The organism is Paenarthrobacter sp. E2MeOHC11 (assembly GCF_058744955.1).
Window position 1 is genome coordinate 4,029,744 of the sequence record NZ_CP196673.1, and the last position, 16,390, is coordinate 4,046,133.

Genomic DNA, 16,390 nt, shown 5'->3' on the forward strand with positions numbered 1-16,390 from the left:
ACTAGCCGGTGGTGACGGCGAGCAGCCTGTCTGCCATGCCGCGGATGACCTCCGGTGCCTCCAAAGCCTCCAGCCAGTCGCCGGGCAGGCATTCTTCGCCGTAGTGGGCCCCGAGGATGTTGCCCGCGACGGATCCTGTCGAGTCACTGTCGCCGCTGTGGTTGATGGCAAGGGCAATGGCGTTGCGGAAATGCTCCGCCGGTGAGGTGCCGCTGGTGGCCAGCACCGCATAGAGCCCGACGGCGAGTGCTTCCTCGGCTATCCACCCCTCGCCCAGCGCTGTGGTCAGTTCTTCGGGACTCACCACCGTTGGCCGAAGTGACAACTGCAGTGCAACTTCAAGCCTTTCCCCCAGTTCGGGGGCCTTTGTGGGAACCCCGTTCACGTAGTCGAGTGCCTCGTTGGCAGCGTCGCGGACATCGCTGCCGGCCACGATGTTATGGATGAGCAGGCTGAAAGCAGCTGCACTGAGTCGAGCCGAGGGGTGACCGTGCGTGAGCGAGGCGGCGTCGGAACTGAGTTTGTAAACGGCCTCCCGGGAAATGTGGGGGATGAGCCCGAAGGGTGCCGAGCGCATCACTGTTCCGCAACCCTTGGAATCGGGATTGACGGGCCGCGCCACAGTACCCATGGCGCCCGTTGCCAAGCCGCTGAGGCAGGCGTTGCCCGGTGCGCGGCGGTGCCGCAGGACTTCCTGGGCGTCGATCCATCGCGGCTGCGGGACGGGAGCGGAGGCTCCAGCAACGACATCCTGGGTGTTGAGCCACCGCAGGTACGCGAGCCACAGGCAGGCGATTTCGTCGGCCGCAACGCCGTCGTTCGCCCATTCGAGGGCTTCCACCAGTCCGTCAACCGTGTAGAGCGTCATCTGGGTGTCGTCCGAAAAGTGGCTTGCGCCCTCGAGCTGCGCAAAAGTGGTAAGACCGGCAGAACCGTAGCGCCCGCGAATAGCGGCAACGGAATCGAACTCCACTGCGTAGCCAAGGGAATCACCCAGCGCGCCACCCAAGAGTGAGCCATGGACACGGGATTCGAAGGACGGCGCGGCGGCGGAGGAAGGTTCAACACTCATGCCAGTAACTTACCGTGCCCGGGAACCCCCGCTGGTATGGTGGGGAAGCTGCCCGGCACCTATGAAACCTTGGAGAGACAACGTGCGCGAACCTGCTTGGCGACGGACAGGCAAGACACCTGACTACAGGTTTTCGCTTGCCAACGAACGCACTTTCCTCGCATGGATCCGCACCTCCCTGGCCTTGCTCGCCGGTGCGGTTGCCGTTGACCAGCTTGCCCCGAATATCGCGCCGACGCCCGTCCGGCTGGTCCTTTGCGTACTTTTGGCTTTGGTTGGGGCTGGCTTGGCCGCCTTGTCCTATCGCAGGTGGGGCCAGATGGAAGCGGCCATGCGCAACGACCAAGCACTGCCTTTCTCCCGCGTCATGCTGTTCATGACGATCGTGGTGGCCGTGGCGGCATTCGCCTTTGCCGTGCTGATCCTGGTGGCCCGATGAAAAGGGTTGCCCGGTAAGCATGGAAACCCGCGATCCCGGCCTCCAGCCCGAGCGCACTACCTTGGCATGGCGGCGGACCCTGATCTCCCTTGTGGTCGTTGACCTGTTCATTTGGCGGAGTTGGCTGACGTCCGAGCCCTCCACGGGCAACCTCGTCGCCGGCCTTCCCGGACTTGATTACCAGGGGATCTGTGCGCTCATGGCGGCTGCGGCCACCATCGTCCTGGCCTCCGTCGTGTGGATTCGCTCACGCCAGCTGCACCTTGGTAACGGGGCAGCATCGGCCCGGCTGGTCCTGGTCAGCACGCTGGCCGTGATGGGCCTTGGTGGTACGGCCATCGCGGCCATAGCATTGGGCGGCTAGGCTCGGAGGCGGGATTCAGCAACTGCCCAGACTCGGCTGGCAAGATGCTCTAGGGCTCCACCACTTTGCGTCGGAGAACTACGCCGTCCACATCATCGTGCAGTGCGCTGCCTGCCGCCCACGCCGGCTTCCATACCAACCCTAAGGACACATTCGACATGACCTCTCCTGTACAGGCAACTCACGAAGACCAGCCGGGGCTTCTTGCCCGGCTGTCGGCTGAAGCGTTGGGATCGATGTTCGTCGTGGTCGTAGCGGTAGGCGTGGGAATCTTTTCAAATCCCAGCGGGGCACCCGTGCCCGTCGCCTTGGCCACCGGCCTCACGGTGACTGTGGCCATGCTGGCCTTCGGGCACGTCTCCGGCGGACACTTCAACCCGGTCATCACGTTGGGCAACGTGATTGCCGGCCGGATCCGGGCCGTCGCCGCCGTCGCTTACCTGGCTGCGCAGCTCATTGGAAGCGTTGTTGGTGCTGCGCTGATCTACTTCGTGGTGACCACTGTGCCTGTGCTGACGGACGCCCGAGCTGCCTTCGATGTGGTGGCGCCGGGGTATGGCGAGCATGCTGCGGCACAAACGCAGATGGCCGGAGTCCTGCTGGTCGAAATCCTTGGTTCCGCCCTGCTGGTTGCAGTATTCCTGGGGGCGTCGGCCGGTCGCCGGGCTGTTCCTGCGATGACTCCCTTCGCCGTGGGCCTTGCGATGGCTGTGCTGCTTCAGCTCGGCCAGGTCCTGGGCAACCTTCCCTTCAACCCTGCACGCGCAACGGCCCAGGCGTTCTTCAGCTCGTCATGGGCCATTGAAGGATTGTGGCTCTTCTGGGTGGCGCCACTGATGGGCGCGGCCCTTGCCGGACTCGTGTTCCGTGGCTTCCAGGGACTCTCGGGTGGTAACACTGCCGAGGCTGGCGATTTCCAGGCAAGCACCGATGCCGGAGTCAACGACGCGTTCGACGCTGACCATGACCTCACGGAGGACGCTGCTGAAAGCGCGGCCGACAACAGCGTGCCGGCTCCGGCAACAACGGACGCAGCATCTTCGCGACCGTCTCCACAGGCTCCTGCCGGCGATGACGCACGGGACTTCTTTGACGGGAAAAAGGGCTAAAAGCCGGACAGCATCGACGGCGGGCGGCTTGCCTGCGCTTTATTGTCGGTGCCCCCGGTTAACTTGGGAATATGCGGTTACTCCATACCTCCGATTGGCACCTTGGCCGGTCATTCCACGGCGTTGGCATGCTTGATGCCCAGCGCGACTTTGTGGACCAGCTTGTGTTCCTCGTCGAAACAAGGGCCGTTGATGTCGTTTTGATAGCAGGCGACGTCTACGATCGCGCGTTGCCTGGGCTGGACGTGGTCAAGCTTCTCGATGACGCGCTTGTGCGTATCACGCACGCTGGTGCCTCTGTCGTCTTGACCAGTGGCAACCACGACTCCGCCATCAGGTTGGGATTTGCCTCCCGCCTGCTGGAGCGTGGGGGAGTACACCTGCGGACACGGGTGGAGGAGTTGGACGTACCAGTGGTGTTCCCGTTGGAAACGGACGCCAACACGGGGGACAAGAACAGCGCCGGCGAGGTCGCCATCTACGGCATTCCGTATCTCGAACCCAGGCTCGTCGCCGAACGACTCGGCGCCGCGAGCGCCAACCACTTCGATGTCACATTGGCGGCGGTGGATCGGATCCGGAGTGATGTCCAGCGCCGCAGGGAATCCGGACCGGTCCACCCTGTGGTGTTGGCGCACACTTTTGCCAGCGGAGGTATTACTTCCGACAGCGAACGGGACCTGAGCATCGGCGGATTGGGTGCAGTGCCGCTGGATCTCTTTGAGGACTTTGCCTATACCGCACTGGGCCACCTTCATGGTCGTCAGGAATTGGCCCCGAATGTCCGATACTCCGGCTCACCCCTTGCTTATTCATTCTCGGAAGCCAAGCACCATAAGGGCGCCTGGCTGGTGGACATTGACGCCAGCGGGGCAGTTGAAATTGAGGAAGTCCGTTGGGACGCACCCAGGGCCCTTGCCACGTTGCGTGGGCAGTTGGATGACCTCCTGGGATCGCCGGACCACGCATGGGCGGAAGGTGCCTACTGCCAGGTCACTTTGACGGATGCGCAGCGGCCTGCACAGGCGATGGAGAAAGTGCGCACCCGATTCCCCGACACTTTGGTTCTCTCGTTCGATCCTCAGGGAGCCGAGGTCCGGACCAGGACCAGCTACAGCAACCGGCTGGCCGAGGCGAAAGACGACCTCGAGGTCTGCTGCGGATTCCTGGAACATGTTCGGGACCGGAGGTCAGGCGATGCCGAAGAGGCCGCCTTGCGGGAAGCCCTTGAAGCAGTCCGGTTGGAGGAGGTGGAGCTGTGAGAATCCATCGCTTGGACATCGAAGCATTCGGTCCATTTGCGACGCCCCAGCACATAGATTTCGACCAATTGAGCGCGCAGGGCTTGTTCCTCCTCAACGGCGCCACCGGGGCAGGCAAGACCAGCATTTTGGATGCCATCTGTTTCGCCTTGTACGGATCCGTCCCTGGCGCACGCCAGGAAAGTAAGCGGCTTCGGAGCGACCACGCGGCACCCAGTGCGGAACCGCGAGTGGTGTGTGAGTTCTCTGCACGCGGACGGCGTTTTGAAGTCACCAGGTCACCGGCATGGGATCGCCCCAGTGCCCGGGGCCGCAATGGATTCACGACGCAGCAGGCCAAAACCCTCCTTCGGGAACGCGTAGGCGGGAGCTGGGAAGAGAAGTCGTCCAGGAATGACGAGGCAGGGGCCGAGCTTTCCGACGTCCTTGGGATGGACCGGGACCAGTTCACCAGGGTGGTCATGCTGCCGCAGGGCGACTTTGCCGCGTTCCTCAGATCCAAGGCCAGCGACCGTCTGGATCTCCTCCAGAAGCTGTTCGGCACCCACCGTTTTGAAGCCGTTGAACGCCAGCTCGCCCAACAAGCAGCAGTGGCCGCACGCGCAGTGCAGGAGAACTCTGCCGAACTCAAGGTGCTTCTGGACAAGGTTGCCTCAGAGAGCCGGCAGCTTGGTCTTCATCCTGACGGGTCTGAGGACTTCGGGCCTGGGGATTTCGGATCCGGGGATTCCAGGACTGCCGGAGATACCGCCGACGCTCCAGCCGCCGGGCAAGAGCCCGAGGCGTGGCTTGCCGGAGTGGAAGCCCAAGCGAACAAGGAGTGGGAGCGGCGTCGGGATGAGGCCGCTGAGGCTGAATCGATGGCTGCCCGCCTTGCGGAAAATTTCCAGGCGGCCCAGGAGAAGTCGATACGGCACGGACGGCTCGGGGCCGCGATGCAGAGGCGTGTCCTTCTTGAACTGGCAGCACCGCGGGCGCTTGAGAACAAGGAAACACTGGGAAAGCACCGCCGTGCTGCCGTTCTCAGCGGCCAACTCCAAGCCGTTGATTCGGCCGTGCGCAAGGTCCAGGACGCAGCAGCGCTGGCATCAAACCTTCGGGAAAAGCTGGTTTCGGCGGGAATGAACGCAGAAGACCCGGCTGCTCTCCTTGAAGGTGTCAAAGCAAGCTGCGCGGTTCTTGAGGCCCGTCTCCCGGACGAACAGCGTATGGACGGGATCGCGGCCCGGCTGGCCGCCAAACGCGATGAACTGGCTGAACATCAAGCTGCTGCGCAAGCGGCCGGTACCGCACTTGAGCAGCTTCGTGACGATGTGGCCACCATGGAGTCACAGATTGAGCCCCTTGAGCCCCTGGCTGAACAGTTGGCAGAACTGGAACGCGATGCTGCGGCGGCCGTCGAACTGGTGGGAATAGTGGCACGCCACTCTGCTGCCGCTGACGAGTTGGATGAGATCACCTCGAAGCATCTCCACGCCCGGTCGGCATCGCAGGACCTCAGGCAGCGGTGGCTCGATATCCGTGAGCTCCGCCTTGCCAACGCGGCAGGGGAGCTGGCGGCGTCGTTGGAAAGCGGGAAGCCCTGCGCCGTTTGCGGCAGCGAAGACCACCCTCATCCTGCCGCAGCCGTGCGATCGGCGCTTTCCCTCGCCCAGGAAGAGGAGGAAGCGAAGGAGCGCTTTGATGTAAGCGAGGAAGCTGCGGGACTCCTCGCCGGGCAGGTCTCCTCGGCAGCCCAGGTTCTTGCCGGATTGGTGGCGCAGGGAGGCTCAACGGACGCCGCCGAAGCCGATTCCAAGCGTGCTTCTGCCCAAGCGGCCGCCTCGGTGGCACGCAAGGCAGCAGGTTCGCTGGAGAAGCTTCGCGTCGAGCACGATGCCCTCACCCAACGCATCGTCCGCGTACAGGAAGAACTTACCGGGTCAGTAAGCGCAGAAGCACAGGCGTCCTCGGCTGTGCTGCTGCTGCAGGAGCAATACGTTTCCCTTGAAGCGGATCTCGCTGGCTTAAGGGGCGGCTTCACGAGCCTGCGTGAACGGTTGGAGGCGCTCTCGGCTGAGCGCGCACTTCTGCAAGCAGCCACCGATGCCGGCCAACAACTGGAAGTTGCCGGACAGGCCCGGGATGACGCTGTCGCGTCCCTGGGAAAGGTCCTGCCGGAATCCGGATTCGAGTCGGCCGAGGAAGCACGTGGGGAACTCCTCCCGCCGGCTGATGTTGTGGGCCTTGAAAAGGACTTGGCCGATTTCGACGCCGAATCGTCCCGCTTGGACGAGTTGTTTGCCAGCGAGGACCTGGTGCTGGCGGCCAAGGAAGCCAGTATTGGCGAAATGCCGTTGCTTGAGGCCGAACTTGCCGAAGCGAAGCTCGCTGCTGCTGGTGCAACGGACAGTGCCCGGGCCGCATCCTTGCAGTCAGGGCTGGCTGCTAATTCGGTGGAAGCCATTGCTCGCTGCCGGAAGGAGTACCAGGACCTTGCAGCAGCCGGGATGGAGCCACGGAACAAGGCCCGCCTGTTGGCTGATTTGGCGGACACAGCAAGGGGCTCCGGTGACAACAGCTATCGCATGAGCCTGAATACCTATGTTCTGGCAGCACGCCTGGAGCAAGTCGCCATAGCCGCCTCGGAAAGGCTCGTCGCCATGAGCGACGGCCGCTATACCTTGCAATATACAGATGCCAAGGCAGCGCGCGGGGCAAAGTCAGGGCTCGGGCTCGAGGTAGTGGACGAATGGACGGGCCAGCGGCGCGACACATCCACCCTTTCCGGCGGCGAGTCCTTCATGGCGTCGTTGTCCCTGGCCCTCGGTCTCGCGGACGTCGTTCAACAAGAGGCCGGCGGCGTGGACATCGAGACGCTTTTCGTCGACGAAGGCTTCGGCAGCCTCGACGAGCAGGCGCTGGAGCAGGTGATGGACGCCCTGGAAGGACTTCGCGACGGCGGCAGGGTGGTTGGCCTTGTCAGCCACGTTGGGGAGATGAAGCAGCGCATTACCAGTCAGCTTCAGGTGGTCAAGGGACGCCACGGATCAAACGTGCGAATTGCCGAAGCAGTTCCGGTCTGAGACATATCCGATAGACTTAACCCGTTACACCGGGTCGCGCGCATCGGGAGGAGGGACGATGCGCATACTTTAGCGAACCCGGATTAATGGAAAACTCTTCAGTGGCCTCCCAGGCCTTGTCATCGGCGCCCGCACGCCGCCCCTCACGACTACCAGGCCGTTTCGCGCGGCTTCCCGAACTGGCGGGGCCCGGGTTCCTCCCGTTGGGCCTTTTCGCCAGGCTTCCCCTTGCCATGCTGACCGTCGGGACCTTGACGCTCGTGACGGCAGTCAGCCAGTCGTACGCAATCGGCGGTATGGCCGCCGGCGCCGTTGGTATCGGTTCGGCCCTGGGTGCCCCCGTGCTGGGCTCGTTGGCAGATCGTGCCGGGCAACGCATCGTTCTCCTGGTCGCGTCGGTCATCAACACCCTTGCTGTGCTGGGACTCCTTGCGGCGGCCTACTTCACTCCGGGCTACGGGTCAGTGAACGACGCTCTTGCCGTGCTCATCACCGCGTTCCTCGCCGGGGCCAGCTGCCCCCAGGTTGGCCCGATGGCCAGGGTTCGCTGGATGGCCTTGACGACCCGCAATCTTTCCCCTGCCACAGCCAGCGGCAGCAAAAGCGTCGCTGCCAACCGCGCCGACCTCGATACCGCGTTGTCCTATGAGGGCACCGCGGACGAGGTCACTTTTGTCCTTGGGCCTGCATTGGTCGGCGTCCTCGCCAGCATGGTGGCGCCGTGGTTGCCGCTGGCACTGGCGGCCGTCATGACGATCACGCTGGTGCCCGCGTTCGCAGTTCACCCCAGCCAACAGGCCGTGGTGCCGGCACCCCGGAACGTGAGCGCCGGCGTCGTACCTGCCGGCGGGCAAGGTCCTCAGGCGGGTCCGCAACGCGCCAAGCGTTGGGCGGGCGCAGTGGTGGCCGTCCCCGTAGTGGCGATGGTCTGCATGGGTACCTTCTTTGGTGCAACGCAAAACGCGTTGAGTGCCTTTTCCGCGGAGTATGCCACGGCCGAGATCGCGGGGCTCCTCTACGCGGTGATGGGCCTTAGTTCAGCCGTAGCCGCATTGTCCGTCGCGTTCTGGCCGCAGCGCTTCAGCTTGGCTTCGCGGTGGGTTGCGGCGGCCTTGGCGATGTCCGGATTGTCGCTCTTGCTGCTATTGCCGGCCGGTATTTGGCCGATGATCTTTGTCCTGCTGGTACTGGGTATTCCCGTGGGGCCGGTCATGGTCACCGTCTTCAGCATCGGCGGCGTGGTGGCCCCGGCAGGCCGCATGGCTACGGTGATGACGGCTCTTGCCAGCGGCATCGTCGCGGGCACGGCGTTGGGCGCCTACCTGGCGGGTCAGCTTGCCGAAGCGCAGGGCCCCGGCGCTGCATTCGTGGTTTCCATGGCGGCCGCTGCCGGTCTGTTGCTGCTGGGCGTCCTCACCTCGTTGGTCATGAAGCGCCAGCCCCAGGGTTAGTCCAGTCCGGCGGCCAGCGAGCGGGCCATAAGTTCCACCAGCCGCGATGACCGTTCTTCGTCGGGGTCTGCCAGATGCTGCATGCTGATGCCGTCGATGCCCGAGATGAACAGCCGCGTGATGTCTTCGAGGTTGTCGGGAACGGGCTCGTTTGCTGCATCAGCCGCTTCCCGGAACAGCTTTAAGGTAGAGCTGACCCAGCCGTCGTACATGGAGCGGTTCATGAGCTGGGCTTGTGGCTGGTCGTCAGCCTCTACCCGGAACCGGCGCAGCAGCAGTTCAAACGTGGTGACCTGTTCGTGGGGGTTCTCCAGCATGCGCATCCAGATGCGGCGGGCGTGGGCGCCAATCATATGGCGCAGCCCCATGCCAGGATCGGCAACGGGTTCGAGCGCCTTCGCGTAGTCCCTGCTGAGGAAGTTGTACACCTCTTCAAGGAGTTCGTCCTTGCTGCGGAAGCAGTAGTGCAGCGCGGCCAACGGGGCGTCGGCTTCACTGGCGATGCGCCGCGTTGTTGCCGAGGCGAGGCCGTCCTGGGCAATCACCCTCGCCGCAGCTTCCACGAACTGGAGCCGCCGTTCTTCAGCGGGAACCCTGGCCATCCGTACACCCCTTCTGTTTTGTATTCCCGTGATCGGGTCACCGACCGGCGGTCCCATTGATCGTAGGCGGTATCCGTTCGGGACTTGTCTTGGCCGTGCCGTGTGGGCCCGGAAAAGACCTTTCAAGAAATTTTACGCCAAAACCTAGTCAAGTGACCCAGTCAAGCGACATACTTCTTTCAGGAACGTTGTCTGCATCACATTCGTGTGCAGTGACCTGAGGAGAACCGATGCAGGAATTCGCCGATCTAGTGATCGTCAATGCCTCGGTCCACACCATGGACCCGGCACGGCCACACCGTATGACCGACGCAGTTGCAGTCAAGGGCGGCCGCATCGCTGCCCTTGGCCGGAAGGATGTCCGCCGGGCGATTGGACCACATACCAACGTCGTGGATGCCGCCGGTGGCGCGGTCATTCCCGGAATCAACGACGCCCACCTGCATTTTGTCTCGGCAGCCATGTCGGCCTTCGGATACGTCCGCGTGGACCCGGGCATCGCGCCGGACTGGGCGGCGGTCGTCGACGTCATCAACGCAGCCCCTGCGGGTGGGGATGGCTGGGTCCGGGCCCATGGCTGGGACGAAGTCGTCATGGGCCCGGCATGGGACAACCTGCTCGAATGCCGCCCGGGCATTCCCGTAGTGGCCTTCGACTCGACCGGCCACCAGTTACTGGCCAATCGGGAAGCGCTGAAGAGGGCAGGGATCAACGCTGAAACAGCAGACCTCGACGGCGGGGTCATAGCGAGGGCGGAGGACGGCACCCCAACGGGCCTCTTCCAGGACGGCGCCATGGAACTCCTCTCGCGGGCAATGCCACCCGTGCCCGTATCCACGCTGCGTCCGGCCCTGCTGAAATTCCAGGAGCACCTGCATGCCCTGGGGATCACATCACTCACCGATCCCGGATTGGGTCCCGCCAGCGCCGGACTCATGGATGGCGCAGGTTCGACGGCGGCACTTGAGCTGCTGGGCGACCTCGCCGAAGCGGGGGAACTGACGTTGCGCGTGAACGTCCTGATGCTGTTCGCCGGAACTGGCGGCGCGAATGCCACGGCAATTGGCGAGGGACTGGGAACCGGACTGGCGGAGGCCTTTGCCAACCGCGGCATCGATCCGCAGCAGTTGCGGATCGCGGGCGTAAAGATCTTTGCAGACGGCATCCCTCGCAGCGGTACCGCCTGGATGAGCGAACCCTACGGCAAAGCGTGTACCCACGGCCGCCTTGTGATCCAAGGCTCCGATGACGCAGAACGGGTTGCCGAGCTCCACACGATCCTTGAACTCATCACGGATGCCGGGTTGCAGGCCGGCATCCACGCCACGGGTGACGCCGCTACTGCCGCAGCAGTGGAGGCCATCCTTGCAACGGCGGTCAGCCGCGGTGCCATGGGTGCGGGGAACCGCCACTACATCATCCATGGAGCCTTCACCGATACCAGCACTTTGGCCACCATGGCCGCCCACGGCATTGGCTACAGCACCAATCCACTGATCCGCGCCGAAGCAGGGGACATGATGCGCCAGGTACTTGGCGAAGGTCGGTTCTCTGTCCACCAACCCCTTCGTTCGGCCGCCGACGCCGGTGTGCGGTTCAACCTTGCCTCAGACGCACCCGTCACCAGTTCGGACTGGCGTCGCACGGTGGTGGCGGCAGTTCGGCGAGGTACGCGTTCAACTCCGGGCGACCCCGGCGATCCCGAACGGATCGCCGGACTTCAGGCCCTCGCTGCGATGACCATCGACGCTGCCTGGCAGGACCACGCCGAGCATCTCAAGGGTGCACTCACACCAGGGATGGCCGCTGACCTTTGTGTGCTTTCAGGCCCGTGGCCGGAAGACGAAGAGATCGAAAAGCTTCTCGACCTGGACATCACGCTCACGCTGAGCGGCGGCCGGGTAGTCCATCGAACAACCAACTAGACCCTCCCCACCCGTTCCAACCATTCGTACATCAAGGAGCACCACATGCGACGCAGTATTCCTTTGGCACTGGCCGCAGTCCTGTCCATGACCCTTGCAGCCTGCGGAGGCGGTTCAAGCCCGGCAACCACTCCCGCCGCGGACGGGACCACCACCCTCAAGGTAGGCACCATCGGCATCGGGTCCGACGCCGGCATCCGGCTGGCCGTCGACAAGGGCTATTTCAAGGAACAGGGCCTCAACGTCGAGATATCTGTCATCGCCAACCCTCCAGCCGGCATCGCAGCGGCACAGAGCGGCCAGATCGATGTCACTTACACCCCTTCCATCCCACTCTTGAATGCCCTGAACCAGAACGTCCCCCTCAAGATCGTGGCAGCTGCCGACGGCTATAAAGACGGTGCCGGCGAGGAGTCCGATCTCAACCGCGTCGATGACACGGGCCTGCTGGTCCAGAAAGCGTCCGCCATCTCCCGGCCGAAAGACCTTGAGGGCAAGAACGTCAGTGTCCCGGCACGCAAGGCCCAGCTGGAAGTGACAGTCAGCAAACTCATCAAGGACGACGGCGGTGATCCCGCCAAAGTGAACTGGATGGTCCTGGATCCTTCGTCGGCACTCCAATCACTGAATTCAGGACGCGTGGACGCAGCCTCACTTGTCGCGCCGTTCACGTCCAAGGCGGTGGCGGAGGGAAACCGGCTCCTGGCTTCACCCGGCGTCGAGTTCTTTGAACAAGGTGCGATCGGGCTCTGGGTCTCCGGCGCCAACACAGTGAAGTCGAAGCAGAAGGCGTTGGAGGGTTTCAAGACCGCTATCTATAAGGCAAACGCCTACGCCAATGGCAACACCGACGAAGCGCAGCAGCTCAGCGCCGAGATCACCAAGACTTCGCTCGACGTGGTTAAATCCGGCGCCGTGAACTACTGGCCGGAGGAAGTCCGCGTCGAGGACATTGAACGAGCCAACAACAACCTTGCCGACCTTGGTTTCCTGAGCGCACCAGTGAAGCTTCCCGGCGACCTCGTTTTCGGGAACTAGGCGCGGACCGGGCATGGGAGAGTCATCATGAAACCGTCCATCCGTCCGGTGGCGTTCAGCGTCCTGGGGATCGTGGCAGCCCTGGTCATTTGGCAGGTCCTTGCCGAAGCCAGGGTGGCCGGAAATGCCTTGCCGTCAGCCACCACTGTCTTCGCCAACCTGGCAACAACCCTGGGATTGGGTTGGTTTTGGTCTTCGTTGGCTTCCACCATTGGGATCGCACTGCTTGCCCTGGCCCTTTCGGCCGTGGCGGGGATAGTGATTGGCCTGCTGGTGGGCAGCTTCGAATCCGTTCGTTACGCCACGTTGGCGGTGCTGGAATTCCTCAAGCCGGTACCGCCCATCGTCATTCTTCCGCTGGCCGTTTTGGTGCTGGGTCCAACAGTTGAGATGTCGCTCTTCCTGGTGGTGTTTGGTTGCTTGCTGCCCATCGTCATGCAGACCGTCGACGGCGTTCAGAGTACTGATCCCGTAGCGCGGGACACGGCGCGGTCATACGGAATGGGGGAGGGCGAAATCCTGGCACGCGTAGTGCTTCCCAGCGCCATGCCGTACATCGGCACTGCCCTGCGCGTTGCAGCGCCCGCAGCCTTGGTGGTCACGGTCGTAGCCGGGCTCCTCGGGGGTGGTCCGGGCCTGGGCCAGAGCATCTACCAGGCCCAAGCAGCCGGCGACTACGCCGGTCTCTATGGATTGGTGATTGTCCTTGGCCTGCTGGGTCTGTTGTTCCAAGGTGCCACCCGGGTCGCGGAGCGCCGGGTTCTGCACTGGCATGAGTCCTACCGGGAAGTGGTGCCCTGATGATGAACGTCAAAATTCGAAACTGGCTGATTGGTGCCGGCACACCTGTGCTGCTCCTGACGGCATGGTGGCTCTTGTCGGAGAATTCCACGGATCCGTTCTTCCCCCCGTTGCGGACTATCCTGGTCCGCTTCCAGGAGCTGTGGCTCTTTGAACACTTCCAGTCCGACGTCTTGTTGAGCCTGGGCAACCTGTTCGTGGGCTTTGCGATCGCAGCGGTGGCGGGTGTTGGGATCGGGTTTGCGACTGCCCTGGTTCCCACGGTCCGTTGGATGGTGGACCCATTGATCCATTTCCTCCGTGGAATTCCTCCTGTTGCCTTGGTGCCGATCTTCATCTCGCTTATTGGGTTCGGTCCGGAGATGCGCGTGGCCAGCATCGCGCTGGCGGCCTTGTTTCCCACCATGATCGCCACAGTGGACGGCATCCGGAGCGTCAGCAACGACCTCATGGACGTCGCCAGGGTCTACCGGCTGAGCCGAAAGGAACGGTTGCTCAATGTTCTCCTGCCCGCGGCCACTCCCCAGATCTTTTCCGGGCTGCAGGTGAGCCTCCAGGTGGCCTTCATCGTGATGATCGCCAGCGAGATGCTGGGCAGTTCACAGGGCATCGGCGCGATGACGCTGCTCGCACAGCAGAGCTTCATGACCGCTGATATGTGGGCGGGGATCCTGCTCTTGGGCGTCATCGGGTTCCTGGTCAACGTCCTGTTCGGCCTGCTCAAACACAGGGTCCTGTCCTGGTACATCGGCTCACGGCGCATGGCGCGTGCAGCATGAGCATCCGGCAACTCCCGACTCTTTCCCCTCGACCAAGAAAGTCCGCCATGGCACAGCAACCGGAAACCCGTATCAGTACCACCACGCCACGGCTGGACGTGGCACATCTCGCCAAAACCTATGGCAGCGGAGAGAAAGCCCACACAGTCATCGAAGACCTCACCTTTACGGTGAATGCGGGCGAGATTGTCTGCATCGTTGGCCCTTCCGGCGTTGGCAAGACGACCCTCCTGAAGTGCTTGGCGGGCCTCCATCCGGCAAGCAGCGGACAGGCGTCCATTGACGGGCGGTCCATCAGCGGTCCACCTCCCGAGATGGCATTGGTGTTCCAGGACTACAACCGCTCGCTCATGCCGTGGCTGACTGTCCGGAAGAACCTCATCCTGCCACTGCGCCATCTCCGGCTCCCTGCAGCGGAATTGAAGGAACGGTGCGACAGTGCACTGGCCGCCGTCGGGCTTTCCCACGCCGGCAACCAGTACCCGTGGCAGTTGTCAGGGGGCATGCAGCAGCGGGTGGCGATCGCACGCGCGCTGGCCTACCGTCCCGAGATCCTCATCATGGACGAGCCCTTCGCCTCCGTGGACGCACAGACGCGCTTCGATCTCGAGGACCTGTGCCTCAAGATCAGGCGCGACTTCAACATGACCATCCTGGTGGTTACCCACGACATCGACGAGGCCGTGTACCTGGCTGACCGCGTTGTGGTGCTGGGATCCAGGCCGGCACGGGTCCTGAAGGTGGTTGACGTGGACCTTCCGGCTCCGCGTGAACAGATCAGTACGCGATCGCTGCCGGAGTTCGCCCGGCAACGCACCGAAGTGCTGTCACTCATTAAGAGGCCGGCGTGACGGGCGGAATGCGTGCAGGGGCCAAACGCCGGCCAAACGTCCTGTTCTTCATTGCCGACCAACTTCGGGCAGATCATCTGGGTTTCGCTGGCAACAACACCGTAAAAACGCCGAACCTCGATGCGCTCGCAGCCAGAAGTGTTGTCTTCGACAATGCGACGGTCGCCAACCCCACTTGCATGCCCAACCGCGCCAGTTTGATGACTGGCCGGTGGCCTTCAGCGCATGGAACCCGTTGCAACGGCATCACCCTCGATCCCCAGACCCGGACAGTTCCCGGTTCCTTGGCGGCCGGTGGCTATCGGACAGTGGGCGTCGGAAAACTGCACCACCAAAACATGGGCTGGGAGTTCGAGCCGCATCAGGCCGACGAGATCCGGGCAACGGATCCCATGCTCCTGGACCCGGAATCAGGTGATGCCCGGCGTCAGGGGCACGCGCCCGGCTGGGACCAATGGGAAAACCGTGACGCCCACGACGAGCGCTTTATTGGACTCCCCGCCGACTACTACGGCTATCAGCATGTGGACCTGGTGATCGGGCATGGGGACCGCCCCGGGGGCCATTACGTGCATTGGGCACGGGAGCGGGGCGTTGACCCCGGGACGCTGGGCGGGGCGGAAAACTCCTCCAGGCCATATGTCGGTTGGGAACAGGTATATCAGACGGCGATTCCGGCCGAAGTGCATCCCACCAGCTACATCAGCGAGAAGGCCATAGAGCACCTGAAGGACGCAGCGGGCCAGGACCAACCGTTCTTCATGTTTGTCTCCTTCCCGGACCCCCACCATCCGTTCTCACCTCCAGCGGGCTATTCGGACCTCTACGATCCCGATGCGTTGCCGCTGCCTCTCGGGTTCGAACAAGACCATTCAGCATCGCCCCCGCATGTCCGGGCCATGATCGAACATCGTGGCGAGCCGAACCCCGACCCGACCATGACCTGGGCGGCCACCGAGGAACAATACAGGTACGCGGCGGCAGCCCAATACGGCTTGATCACCATGATGGATGAACACATAGGCCGCATACTGGACGAATTGGCCAGGCAGGGCCTGGCTGAAGACACCATCGTGGTCTTTACCAGCGACCATGGAGACCTTTTTGGCGACCACGGCCTGATGCTCAAGCACTTTGTCCACTACCGTGCCGTGACGAATGTTCCGTTGATACTGCATGTTCCCGGTGGTTCACCGTGCCGCACCGATGCGCTGGTTTCCAGCGCCGACCTGGCACCCACCTTGCTCGAACTCACGGGATCCGAAGGCTACCGGGGTATCCAAGGTCGCTCGCTTGTGCCGGTACTCCGGGGGATCGCGGGGCATCACAGGGACGCTGTATTGGTGGAGGAAGAACAGCCGTTCGGCCTCGATGGACTCCCCGGTCCAGTCAGGATCAGGACCGTCATCACTGCCGAGGGCCGGTTGACGCGGTATTTCGGGACGGAAACCTGTGAACTGTACGATCACTGCAGCGATCCCGGAGAGCTCCATAACCGTGCGGGTGATCCTGCTTTTACGGAATTGGAGGACCGCCTCACGCGGGCAATGCTGGAGGAGATGGCCGCGCTGGCCGACCAAGGAACAGCGCCGACGGCGGCCGCGTAGGACACGAGGCCGGCATCCTGCCGTT

At 63.2% G+C, this 16,390-nt stretch carries 14 protein-coding genes; 12 read left to right on the top strand and 2 right to left on the bottom strand.

Annotation, left to right across the window (positions count from 1 at the left end):
* Position 1: 1 nt before the first annotated feature.
* A complete protein-coding gene (locus tag ACSSVG_RS18750; protein ID WP_492415842.1) occupies positions 2 to 1,072 on the bottom strand; it encodes an ADP-ribosylglycohydrolase family protein in 1,071 nt (356 codons plus the stop codon).
* A gap of 82 nt (positions 1,073 to 1,154) precedes the next feature.
* On the opposite strand from ACSSVG_RS18750, the gene ACSSVG_RS18755 reads away from it, so the two are divergent.
* The 6 genes from ACSSVG_RS18755 (at position 1,155) to ACSSVG_RS18780 (ending at position 8,762) form a co-directional block, all read left to right on the top strand.
* A complete protein-coding gene (locus ACSSVG_RS18755; protein WP_175538584.1) occupies positions 1,155 to 1,511 on the top strand; it encodes a YidH family protein in 357 nt (118 codons plus the stop codon).
* Between the two features lie 19 nt (positions 1,512 to 1,530).
* Complete coding sequence (locus ACSSVG_RS18760; RefSeq protein ID WP_492415843.1) at positions 1,531 to 1,875, top strand: DUF202 domain-containing protein; 345 nt, start codon at positions 1,531 to 1,533, stop codon at positions 1,873 to 1,875.
* 158 nt (positions 1,876 to 2,033) lie between these two features.
* Entirely contained in the window at positions 2,034 to 2,984 is a 951-nt protein-coding gene (locus tag ACSSVG_RS18765) for an aquaporin (RefSeq protein WP_492415844.1), read from the top strand.
* A gap of 71 nt (positions 2,985 to 3,055) precedes the next feature.
* The gene (locus tag ACSSVG_RS18770) at positions 3,056 to 4,246 is read left to right on the top strand and encodes an exonuclease SbcCD subunit D (RefSeq protein WP_492415845.1); all 1,191 of its coding nucleotides are present in this window, start codon (positions 3,056 to 3,058) and stop codon (positions 4,244 to 4,246) included.
* Positions 4,243 to 7,311, top strand: a complete 3,069-nt coding sequence (locus ACSSVG_RS18775) for an AAA family ATPase (RefSeq protein ID WP_492415846.1) — start codon at positions 4,243 to 4,245, stop codon at positions 7,309 to 7,311. The genes ACSSVG_RS18770 and ACSSVG_RS18775 overlap by 4 nt, the downstream gene beginning before the upstream one ends.
* A gap of 86 nt (positions 7,312 to 7,397) precedes the next feature.
* On the top strand, positions 7,398 to 8,762 hold the full coding sequence (locus ACSSVG_RS18780; RefSeq protein ID WP_492415847.1) for an MFS transporter: 1,365 nt from the start codon (positions 7,398 to 7,400) through the stop codon (positions 8,760 to 8,762).
* Here the strand turns inward: ACSSVG_RS18780 and ACSSVG_RS18785 are convergent.
* On the bottom strand, positions 8,759 to 9,364 hold the full coding sequence (locus ACSSVG_RS18785; protein ID WP_231340895.1) for a TetR/AcrR family transcriptional regulator: 606 nt from the start codon (positions 9,362 to 9,364) through the stop codon (positions 8,759 to 8,761). The genes ACSSVG_RS18780 and ACSSVG_RS18785 overlap by 4 nt on opposite strands.
* 230 nt (positions 9,365 to 9,594) lie before the next feature.
* Here ACSSVG_RS18785 and ACSSVG_RS18790 point away from each other — a divergent pair, with 230 nt between their 5' ends.
* From ACSSVG_RS18790 to ACSSVG_RS18815, 6 genes are read left to right on the top strand one after another with little or no spacing between them, the layout of a single operon-like run.
* Complete coding sequence (locus tag ACSSVG_RS18790) at positions 9,595 to 11,289, top strand: amidohydrolase (protein ID WP_492415848.1); 1,695 nt, start codon at positions 9,595 to 9,597, stop codon at positions 11,287 to 11,289.
* 45 nt (positions 11,290 to 11,334) lie between these two features.
* Positions 11,335 to 12,327: an ABC transporter substrate-binding protein gene (locus tag ACSSVG_RS18795; protein ID WP_253468512.1), complete on the top strand. Its 993-nt coding sequence runs from the start codon at positions 11,335 to 11,337 to the stop codon at positions 12,325 to 12,327.
* Positions 12,328 to 12,354: 27 nt separating this feature from the next.
* The gene (locus ACSSVG_RS18800) at positions 12,355 to 13,128 is read left to right on the top strand and encodes an ABC transporter permease (RefSeq protein WP_492415849.1); all 774 of its coding nucleotides are present in this window, start codon (positions 12,355 to 12,357) and stop codon (positions 13,126 to 13,128) included.
* Complete coding sequence (locus ACSSVG_RS18805; protein WP_492415850.1) at positions 13,128 to 13,907, top strand: ABC transporter permease; 780 nt, start codon at positions 13,128 to 13,130, stop codon at positions 13,905 to 13,907. The genes ACSSVG_RS18800 and ACSSVG_RS18805 overlap by 1 nt, the downstream gene beginning before the upstream one ends.
* Positions 13,904 to 14,758, top strand: coding sequence for an ABC transporter ATP-binding protein (locus ACSSVG_RS18810; RefSeq protein WP_492415851.1), 855 nt, complete (start codon positions 13,904 to 13,906; stop codon positions 14,756 to 14,758). The genes ACSSVG_RS18805 and ACSSVG_RS18810 overlap by 4 nt, the downstream gene beginning before the upstream one ends.
* The gene (locus ACSSVG_RS18815) at positions 14,755 to 16,365 is read left to right on the top strand and encodes a sulfatase-like hydrolase/transferase (protein ID WP_492415852.1); all 1,611 of its coding nucleotides are present in this window, start codon (positions 14,755 to 14,757) and stop codon (positions 16,363 to 16,365) included. Before ACSSVG_RS18810 ends, ACSSVG_RS18815 begins: the two co-directional genes overlap by 4 nt.
* The last annotated feature ends 25 nt before the right edge of the window (positions 16,366 to 16,390 follow it).

Excerpts from the sequence above, each read along its gene's own strand:
- ACSSVG_RS18785 (WP_231340895.1), bottom strand. The coding sequence starts at position 9,364 with ATGGCCAGGGTTCCCGCTGAAGAACGGCGGCTCCAGTTCGTGGAAGCT.
- ACSSVG_RS18790 (WP_492415848.1), top strand. The coding sequence starts at position 9,595 with ATGCAGGAATTCGCCGATCTAGTGATCGTCAATGCCTCGGTCCACACC.
- ACSSVG_RS18770 (WP_492415845.1), top strand. The coding sequence starts at position 3,056 with ATGCGGTTACTCCATACCTCCGATTGGCACCTTGGCCGGTCATTCCAC.
- ACSSVG_RS18760 (WP_492415843.1), top strand. The coding sequence starts at position 1,531 with ATGGAAACCCGCGATCCCGGCCTCCAGCCCGAGCGCACTACCTTGGCA.
- ACSSVG_RS18810 (WP_492415851.1), top strand. The coding sequence starts at position 13,904 with ATGAGCATCCGGCAACTCCCGACTCTTTCCCCTCGACCAAGAAAGTCC.
- ACSSVG_RS18795 (WP_253468512.1), top strand. The coding sequence starts at position 11,335 with ATGCGACGCAGTATTCCTTTGGCACTGGCCGCAGTCCTGTCCATGACC.
- ACSSVG_RS18765 (WP_492415844.1), top strand. The coding sequence starts at position 2,034 with ATGACCTCTCCTGTACAGGCAACTCACGAAGACCAGCCGGGGCTTCTT.
- ACSSVG_RS18805 (WP_492415850.1), top strand. The coding sequence starts at position 13,128 with ATGATGAACGTCAAAATTCGAAACTGGCTGATTGGTGCCGGCACACCT.
- ACSSVG_RS18750 (WP_492415842.1), bottom strand. The coding sequence starts at position 1,072 with ATGAGTGTTGAACCTTCCTCCGCCGCCGCGCCGTCCTTCGAATCCCGT.
- ACSSVG_RS18780 (WP_492415847.1), top strand. The coding sequence starts at position 7,398 with ATGGAAAACTCTTCAGTGGCCTCCCAGGCCTTGTCATCGGCGCCCGCA.
- ACSSVG_RS18800 (WP_492415849.1), top strand. The coding sequence starts at position 12,355 with ATGAAACCGTCCATCCGTCCGGTGGCGTTCAGCGTCCTGGGGATCGTG.